Source organism: Neisseria sp. HMSC068C12, assembly GCF_001814095.1.
Lineage (GTDB): Bacteria > Pseudomonadota > Gammaproteobacteria > Burkholderiales > Neisseriaceae > Neisseria > Neisseria perflava.
Genome location: NZ_KV814796.1, coordinates 1 through 6671, shown reverse-complemented (window position 1 = coordinate 6671; position 6671 = coordinate 1). Strand labels below are relative to the sequence as shown.

The 6671-nt window shown below is 45.6% G+C and carries 4 protein-coding genes; 3 read left to right on the top strand and 1 reads right to left on the bottom strand.

Features of this window, described 5'->3' with window-relative positions; translation table 11 throughout:
* Positions 1-875: YadA family autotransporter adhesin (locus tag HMPREF2952_RS11310; protein WP_210392974.1), on the top strand; the 875-nt coding region annotated here is incomplete at its 5' end.
* 243 nt (positions 876-1118) lie between these two features.
* Here HMPREF2952_RS11310 and dusA read toward each other — a convergent pair.
* Entirely contained in the window at positions 1119-2117 is a 999-nt protein-coding gene (gene dusA, locus HMPREF2952_RS01975; RefSeq protein ID WP_049336164.1) for a tRNA dihydrouridine(20/20a) synthase DusA, read from the bottom strand.
* Between the two features lie 217 nt (positions 2118-2334).
* Between dusA and HMPREF2952_RS01970 the strand changes: the two genes are divergently transcribed.
* Both HMPREF2952_RS01970 and HMPREF2952_RS11145 read left to right on the top strand, forming a co-directional pair.
* Positions 2335-2955, top strand: a complete 621-nt coding sequence (locus tag HMPREF2952_RS01970; RefSeq protein ID WP_070695218.1) for an L-threonylcarbamoyladenylate synthase — start codon at positions 2335-2337, stop codon at positions 2953-2955.
* Between the two features lie 568 nt (positions 2956-3523).
* Positions 3524-6671, top strand: a 3148-nt coding sequence (locus HMPREF2952_RS11145; RefSeq protein ID WP_210398390.1) for an ESPR-type extended signal peptide-containing protein, incomplete at its 3' end; no start/stop codon positions are given.

Genomic DNA, 6671 nt, shown 5'->3' with positions numbered 1-6671 from the left:
TAACCATCAAAGACGGTAACGGTAACACTACTACTACTGTTGTTAAAGACGGTGCTAAAGGTGATACTGGTGCAACTGGTGCTAAAGGTGAAAACGGTAAGTCTGCTGAAGGTAAAGTTGAGCGTGATGAAGCTAAAGGTACTTCTACTATCACTATCAACAACTTCGATAAAGACGGTAAAGTCATCTCTACTACTACTGCAACCGTGAAAGATGGTAAAGACGGTAAAGATGGTAAAGATGCTGACGGCACCTTCGGTCTGGTTGACGAGACTGGTACTACTGACGGCTCTATCTCCAAAAAACTGAATAACACTATTCAGATTAAAGGTGATGCGGGTACTAAAGTCCAAGTATTCGACAAAGCAACCGGTAAGACTTCAGAGAAAGAAGTTCAAAACATCTTCGTTAAGAAAGACGGCGATGCGCTGAAAGTCAGCTTGAACCCTGATCTGACCGTTAACAGTGTTACTACTAACGAACTGAAAGCAGGTCCTGTAACCATCAACCAAGGTGGTATCGATGCCGGCAACACTACTATTAAAAATGTTGCTCCAGGTAAGAACGGTACCGATGCGGTTAACGTTGACCAGCTGAACCAAAAATTCGGCGATGTGAACAGCAATGTGAACAAAGTTGACAACAACGCCCGCGCAGGTGTGGCTCAAGCTCTGGCTACTGCCGGTCTGCCACAAGCTTACTTGCCAGGTAAGAGCATGCTGGCTATCGGTGGCGGTCACTACCGCGGTGAAACCGGTTACGCTGTCGGCTTCTCTAGCATCTCCGATGGTGGTAATTGGATCATCAAAGGTACTGCTTCCGGCAACTCACGTGGTCACTTCGGTGCTACCGCAGCAGTTGGTTACCAATGGTAATCTGACTTTCAGACGGCCTGAAAAAGTCGTCTGAAAAGACGAAGCAAAGTAAATGCGGCCTATTTAGGCCGCATTTTTTTATGCTTAGATTATGTTTTGGGTTGATTCGATGAGTTAATCGTAATAGTAGCCAAAGAGAAATGAATATATCTTTAGCAGTCTGTTGTAATTTTAAAGGCCGTCTGAAACATCATTGGATGTTTCAGACGGCCTTTCATTTATTCGCACGATATACCATTAATCTCAAATATTTGCGCGTTCGACTTCTTTCCATGCGTCTAGAATCAGGCTGCCGTCGTTGTCTTTCAGCAAAGTAGCATCTGAGAGCATACGGCGCCAAGTGCGGGCATTTTTTAGGCCGTGCATTAAGCCTAGTGCGTGGCGGACGATATGGCGCAGGATTGTGCCTCGTCCTAAGGCGATTTGTTCGCGACTGTATGCATATAGCCAAGCTGCTAAGTCTGCGTATTGGATTGGTGCGTGTGCGTCGTTGTAAAACATTGTATCCCAATCGCGCATCAGCATTGGATTGTGATAAGCCTCGCGCCCGATCATGACCCCATCGACAAATTTCAGATGTTCGGCGATTTCTTCGTTGGTAGTGATGCCGCCGTTAATCAAAATTTCCAAGTCGGGAAAATCTTGTTTTAAACGATACACGTATTCATATTTGAGTGGCGGGACTTCGCGGTTTTCTTTCGGGGATAAACCGTCCAGCCAAGCATTGCGTGCATGGACAATAAATGTGCGGCAGGCTGTTTTTTCGCGAAGTGTTCCCACAAAATCTGCTACGACTTGATATTCTGTCTGTCTGTCTACACCGATGCGGTGTTTGACCGTCACCGGAATTTCAACTGCATCCTGCATCGCATTCAAACAATCTGCCACCAAATCTACATCATTCATCAGGCAAGCGCCGAAAGCGCCTTTTTGAACGCGTGGGCTGGGGCAGCCGCAATTTAGGTTGACTTCGTTATAGCCATACGCTTCAGCCGCTTTGGTAGCGATTGCCAAGTCATGCGGATCTGAGCCGCCAAGCTGTAAAGCTACCGGTTGCTCGCCTTCGTTGAAACTCAAAAAGCGGTCTTTATCTCCGTAAACCACCGCGCCTGAATTGACCATTTCGCTATAAAGCCAAGCATTGCGTGTAATTTGTCGCGCCATAAAGCGATAGTGTCTGTCTGTCCAATCAAGCATAGGTGCGACAGACAAGCGGCGGGAAGGTAGGGAAGAAGCAGGCATTGAGATGACTTTCAAACAAAATAATGCATTATATAGCGTATTAAATTGACTTTCGATATCGGCCGGTAAATCAAAATAATATATAAGGTATCACTGGGTGCAGCCGTGTTGTAGCTGAGGCTAAATCCATTCATGGTGGTGGAAATCCAATATTCAGACGGCCAAATAAGTTTTAAAATGTCAAACAACAAACCATTAGAATGATAAGGAAAAAAACATGACACAATTTTTCGCCATCCATCCCGATAATCCCCAAGACCGCCTCATCAAGCAAGCCGCCGATATTGTCCGTAGTGGCGGTGTCATCGTTTACCCTACGGATTCCTGTTATGCGCTGGGTTGCAAACTCGGTGACAAAAACGCGATGGAGCGCATTCTCACGATTCGTAAAATCGATCAAAAACACCATCTGACCCTGATGTGTGCCGATTTGAGCGAATTGGGTACTTACGCCAAAGTAGATAATGCCCAATTCCGCCAGCTTAAAGCAGCTACGCCCGGCAGCTACACCTTTATCCTGCAGGCAACCAAAGAAGTACCCAATCGCACGCTTCACCCCAAGCGCAAAACCATCGGCCTGCGTGTTCCCGACAACGCTACTGCCTTGGCGCTTTTGCAAGAATTGGGCGAACCTATTTTAAGTTGCACCCTTATGCTTCCTGAAGACGAAGAGCCATTGACTGATCCATACGAAATCCGAGACCGTCTTGAACATGCTGTTGATTTGGTTATTGATGGCGGCTGGTGCGGTACTGAGCCGACAACGGTTATTGATATGACCGATGGCACTGAGCTGATTCGTCAAGGCAAGGGAGATATTGCCGTATTCGGTTTGTAAAACCATCCGCGTCTGTATAAGTACGGATATGCGTATTCTTTCTATGACGTATTAAAAGCATTTTGCCAATTTTATTGATAGCTCAAAAAAACAAATTATTCAATTAAGCAATTGTTCAAAATCATTTCATCAAAGGCCGTCTGAAATCTTTCAGACGGCCTTTCCTGTTTCTTAAAAAAATAATTCATTTTAAATAAAATTCCGAGCGATTGGCACGTTGCTTGCATGATTACTGTGATTGCTGATGACTTGTCGACGGAATACAACATTACGCTTATTAATAAAAACATGACTGGAGAACTTTTGATGATTGGTTTTTCTGTTCAAACGTCATGATTTTGTTTAAAAATTAAAGATAATCGGTTGATATTTTAGACTAGCGGATATTTTGTAAGTATGAAATACTATACCGTTGCGGGATAGTCAAAAGCCTAAATTTTGTCTCAAAGTGACAATAAACGTCAGCTTGAGATAAGCATTTTGCTGGGAAAACCCCGCATAAATTCTTAAAGTAGCGTCATGCTCATGCTCACGCTTTTACCTATCATAAAAAGAGAAAGACACACCTATGAATAAGATATTTAAAGTTGTTTGGAACCGTACGATTCAATCTTTTGTCGTAACTTCCGAATTGGCCAAAGGCCGTGTGAAATCGTCTGCCGAACAAAACAGTGCAGATGTATCTGCCGAATCCGGTAAAAATGGTATCGCGACAGTTTTCAGATTGACAGTGATTTCGGCAGCTCTTTTGGGTGCAGGTAATTCGTATGCGGCAACTGCGGGACGAGGACAAATTGCGGTTGATCCTCCGACCAGTGCTACTGCGGTCAGCGGTGCAACAGCGACCGGTATTGGTGCGCTGTCAATAGGAGCATCAGCCAATGCTACGGCTAATGGTGCAGTTGCGGTAGGTACGAGTGCAAATGCAACACATAATAACAGCCTGGCCGTGGGTACTAATGCTAAAGCTACTCAAACTCATGCTGTTGCAATGGGTGCAGATACAAGTGCAAGTAGTTCATATGCAACAGCGATAGGTAAAAGTGCCAATGCTGTTTCTGTAGATTCAACAGCATTGGGTGCAGATTCCAAAGCAAATGGTACGCAAGCGACAGCGGTAGGTAAGAATGCTCTTGCTGATAATACGAGCACAACAGCATTGGGTAATTCGGCGCAAGCATTTGGTATAGGCTCAATGGCTTTGGGCCAATCCAGTACATCAAGAGGTCAAAACGGCATTGCAATTGGCAGCGGCAGTCAGGCTGCAGCCAATGCGCAAAATGCCATTGCAATCGGTACCAATGCAGTGGGTTATCAAAGTGAGTCTATTGCCATAGGTAATTCAGCCCAAGCTCAAACTGGAAATACCATTGCCATCGGTAAAAGTGCAGTGGCAAATTCTCCAGCTTCGGGTAATGCAGCATCAAGTGCTATTGCACTTGGTGCAGACGCGAATGCAACAGGACTTGGTACGATTGCTATTGGACGTGCATCTGGGGTTCTTTCGCAAAATATTATGAATGTGAATGTAACTCACAATAATATTGCTATTGGTAATACGGCTCGAGTAGGCGATTCAAGTAGTTCTAAGATAACTCAGTCTATTGCTATTGGTTCAGGTAACCGTGTTGATCCACAGGGCAGACCTGAGGGGGCGTGGGCAAAGGGAGACCAATCTATTGCGGTTGGTGGCAATGTCTTGGCTAATGGTAATTCATCTGTTGCTATTGGTGGTGATGATTTAGATTCGGTAGGTGGTACTCGATATTCTGGCAATGCAACGGATAAATTCATCAAATATAATGAAAAAGGTGCAAAGACCGGTGAATATACGCTGAGCGGTAAAAGTCTGCGTGATATTTATAAAGAGATGACTGGTGATACGATGTATAGCGGTTCTTATGGTAATACTATTGCCGGTCAAGGTTCTGTTGCATTAGGTGTGCAGTCTAATTCATCTGCCGATTTGTCTCTGGCTATCGGTACCAAATCTCAGGCCACTGCCTTTGGTGGTGTAGCTTTGGGTACAGGTGCGAAGGCTACTTTGCTGAATTCTGTGGCTTTGGGTACGGCTTCTAAAACCGATAAAGAAGGTCAGGCATACGTTCAACGCGAAATTATGGGTGTAACCTACACTTGGGCAGGCGGTCAAACTACCGATGCCGGTGATGTTGTGTCTGTCGGTTCCAAAGGTTACGAACGCCAAATCATTAATGTATCCCCTGGCGATATTTCCGCTACTTCCACTGATGCGATCAACGGCTCACAGCTTTATGGTGTTTTGAGTGCAATTGAGCGTGTCCGCTATTTCTCTGTTAAGTCAGAAGAAGGCAAAACTGACGGTACGAAAAACTGGAACAATGACGGTGCAAAAGCAACCAATTCGATTGCCATCGGACCGAATGCGGCAACAAGTACTGGTGCGACGGGTAGTGTTTCCTTGGGTCATAATGCCAACGTACTTGGCGAAGATTCTGTTGCTGTTGGTCCAAATGCAACGGTAACTTCGGGAACTGTTGGCGCTGTTGCCTTAGGTTCTAATGCCAATTCCCGCGGTACAGGTTCTATCGCCATAGGTTTGAATACAGAAAATAATTACAATTACTCTGTAGTCGTTGGTGCTCACAGTAGAGCCAACTATGGAAATGCAACCGTTGTCGGTGCAAGGGCAGCGGCACAAAATAACGGTACGGCAATGGGCTATTTGTCAAATGCAGTCGGTGATGATTCTGTTGCAATCGGTCATCAGGCGCAGACAACGCAAGCTTATTCTATCGCCATTGGTAAGCAGGCAAACAGTTCAGGCCTTTATTCCACCGCTATTGGTTCCTCAGCCCAAGCTGCCGGGCAGAATAGTTTTGCCGGCGGTAATAATGCAAAAGCGACTGGAAGCGATTCAGTTGCTTTGGGTAGTGGCGCGACGACTACGATCGGTAGCTCCGTTGCATTGGGTAATGGTGCTGTTGGCACTGCCAATAATTTTGATGCAACAGCTAAAAATGCAACATTCAAAAACGATAGTGGTACGACGACTAATGTCAGCTATGCAGCTTCTTCATCCGCTAAAACAGGCGCGGTTTCTGTAGGCAGTGCAGGCAATGAACGCCAAATCCAGAATGTTGCCGCAGGCCGTATTTCCGCCACTTCGACCGATGCGGTCAATGGTAGCCAGCTGTACACCGTTATGAACAATGTTGGACACAATATCCAACAAAACGGTACAGACAAATCTCGTATCAATAACAACGGTACAGTCAACTACGCCGATGGCAACTTGACGACTGTTGCAATCACCGATGGCGAGAATGCATCAAAAGTTCAAATCAACGTCACTCAAGGCACATTGTCTGTCGATAATAATGGCACAGTGTCCGCACCGACTGCCGGTGTAGCGACTGCCGGCGATGTTGCTAATGCCATCAATAATGCCAAAACCACAACCAAGGTGGCGGCAGGCAGTAACGCGCACGTTAATAAAACAACCTCAGGCAAAGAGACCACTTATACCGTCAGCGCAGATAAAGCAACGGTACAAGTTTCCAATGCTTTGAATTTGACTTCCAATACTACAACTGCAGCCGATGGTGCCGTCACAACTGAGTACAGTATCGATCTTGCTCAAAGTACTAAAGATAACATCCAAAAAGGTGTGGATGCCAAAACCACCGTTGATACCAAAGGTCTGACCTTCAACGGCGACAGCGGCAGCACCAATA